The following is a 2,379-nucleotide window of genomic DNA, read 5'->3' as shown; positions in this document are numbered from 1 at the left end:
GATGCGGTGGTGGGGCATTCGCAGGGTGAGATCGCGGCTGCCGTGGTCGCCGGGGCTTTGTCGTTGGAGGACGCTGCCCGGGTGGTGGTGCGGCGCAGTGGTGTGATCGCGGCGCGGTTGTCGGGTCGTGGGGGCATGGCGTCGGTCGCCGCTGGTGTGGATGAGGTTCGGGCGATGCTGGCCGGGTGTGTGGGTGTGGAGATCGCGGCCGTCAACGGTCCGCGGTCGGTGGTGGTTGCCGGTGAGCAGCAGGCCCTGGCCGACCTGATCACCGCATGCGGGGCAGCCGGCATTCAGACGCGGGAACTGACGCTGGCCAACGGCGTCGCCGGTCACACGGCGCAGGTAGAGGAGATCGAGGAGGAGCTGCGGGCGGCCCTGGCCGGGATCACGCCACGCGCCGGCACCGTGCCGTTCTACTCCACCGTCACCGGTGAGCCGGTCGACACGACCACGTTGGACGTCGGTTACTGGTATCGCAACCTGCGCCAGACCGTCCGGTTCGAGGAGGCCACCCAGGCGCTGGCGGCAGCCGGCCATCGGGCCTTCGTAGAGGTCAGTACCGATCCGATTCTGGTGCTCGGCATTCAGGACGTGTTGAGTGACCGTGTCACCGCCCCTGTGGTGGTGAGCGGGACCCTGCGTCGTAAAGAGAGCGGGCCGCGCCGGTTCCTTTCGGGACTGGCGGAATTGCACGTGCGCGGTGTTCGCGTCGACTGGTCCGCGGTGCTGGGTCGGGGCGAGGGCGGCCGACCCGTGGGGCTGCCCACGTACGCCTTCCAACGCGAGCAGTTCTGGCTGGAGTCCGGTTCGGGACCGGTGAAGCCGGCGGTGCCGATGTCCTCGACGGTCGACACGGCAGAGCAGGCGGGGCTGGTTCAGCGGCTCGCGTCGATGCCTCACGAGGACCGGGAGCACACGCTGCTGGGTCTGGTTCGTACCTCGGCGGCCGCGGTGCTCGGCAGTGCGTCGACTGCCGAGATCGCACCGAACCGAGCGTTCAGCGAAGTCGGTTTCACCTCGCTCACGGCGATCGAACTACGCAACAGGCTCTCGGAACTCACCAGGCTACGGCTGCCCAACACCCTGATCTTCGACTACCCGACTCCCACGGATCTGATGCGGCACCTCCGGGACGAGCTCTTCGCGGCGGCGGACACCGAGGACCCGATCCTCGCCGAGCTCCGCCGCCTGGAGGAGACGGCCGACGAGCTGAAGCCGGATCGGATCGAGAACACGCGGATCGTCGCCCGTCTCCAGGCACTGGCCACGCGACTGCAGGCCGCCACCGGTTCGGGCTCGCCACAGGAGAACGACGTCATGGCGAAGCTGGAGTCGGCTTCGGCCGACGATCTCTTCGCTTTCATCGACGAGGAATTCGGAACGGCCTGACCCTCGGGCAGTTGCTTATCGGCCGGAAAAGTTCGAGTCGTTCCCAATGGAGAAGAACCACGTGGACACCAACGAAAAGCTCGTCACGTACCTCAAGCGCATGACAGCCGATCTGCACCAGGCGCGGCAGACCATTGCCGAACTCGAGAGCGCCGGTTCCGAGCCGATCGCCATTGTGGGGATGGCGTGCCGTTTCCCGGGCGGGGTGACGTCGCCGGAAGAGCTGTGGGATCTGCTCGTGGTCGGCGGTGACGGCATTTCGGGTTTCCCGGTGAATCGTGGTTGGGACCTGGAGAACCTCTATCACCCGGACCCGGACCATCCCGGCACGAGTTACACGCGGGAGGGTGGCTTCCTGCACGACGCGGACGAGTTCGATGCGGGGTTCTTCGGGATCTCGCCGCGTGAGGCGCTGGCGATGGACCCGCAGCAGCGGCTGATGCTGGAGATCTCCTGGGAGGCGCTGGAGCGGGCCGGCATCGACCCGGCCACCCTGCGCGGCAAGCCCGTCGGCGTCTTCACCGGCACCGGAGGCGGCGACTACAGAGCCGAATCCCAGGACGTCCCCGCCGGCGTCGAGGCCTATCTCATGACAGGGGTCCTCGGCGGCGTCCTGTCGGGCCGCGTGTCCTACACCTTGGGCTTCGAGGGGCCGGCGGTGACGGTGGACACCGCCTGCTCGTCGTCGCTGGTGACCCTGCACCTGGCGGCCCAGTCCCTGCGGTCGGGCGAATGCTCGATGGCGCTGGCCGGCGGTGTCACGGTCCTCGCTCCGAATGCCTTCATCGGGTTCTCGCGGCAGCGTGGTTTGGCCGCCGACGGCCGGTGCAAGGCGTTCGCGGCCTCTGCCGACGGCACCGGCTTCGCGGAGGGTGCGGGTGTGCTGGTGCTTGAGCGGTTGTCGGACGCGGTTCGCAACGGGCACCGGGTGCTGGCGGTGGTGCGGGGTTCGGCGGTGAATCAGGATGGTGCGTCGAATGGGCTGAC

At 68.3% G+C, this 2,379-nt stretch carries 2 protein-coding genes; both read left to right on the top strand.

Going from position 1 to position 2,379, the window contains the following annotated elements; genetic code table 11:
- Positions 1-1,392: acyltransferase domain-containing protein (locus AC067A_RS37370; protein WP_479248158.1), on the top strand; the 1,392-nt coding region annotated here is incomplete at its 5' end.
- A gap of 61 nt (positions 1,393-1,453) precedes the next feature.
- Positions 1,454-2,379: beta-ketoacyl synthase N-terminal-like domain-containing protein (locus AC067A_RS37365; protein WP_479248155.1), on the top strand; the 926-nt coding region annotated here is incomplete at its 3' end.

Source organism: Streptomyces sp. NPDC043176 (assembly GCF_056436715.1).
This window is presented reverse-complemented; position numbering and strand designations above follow the sequence as displayed.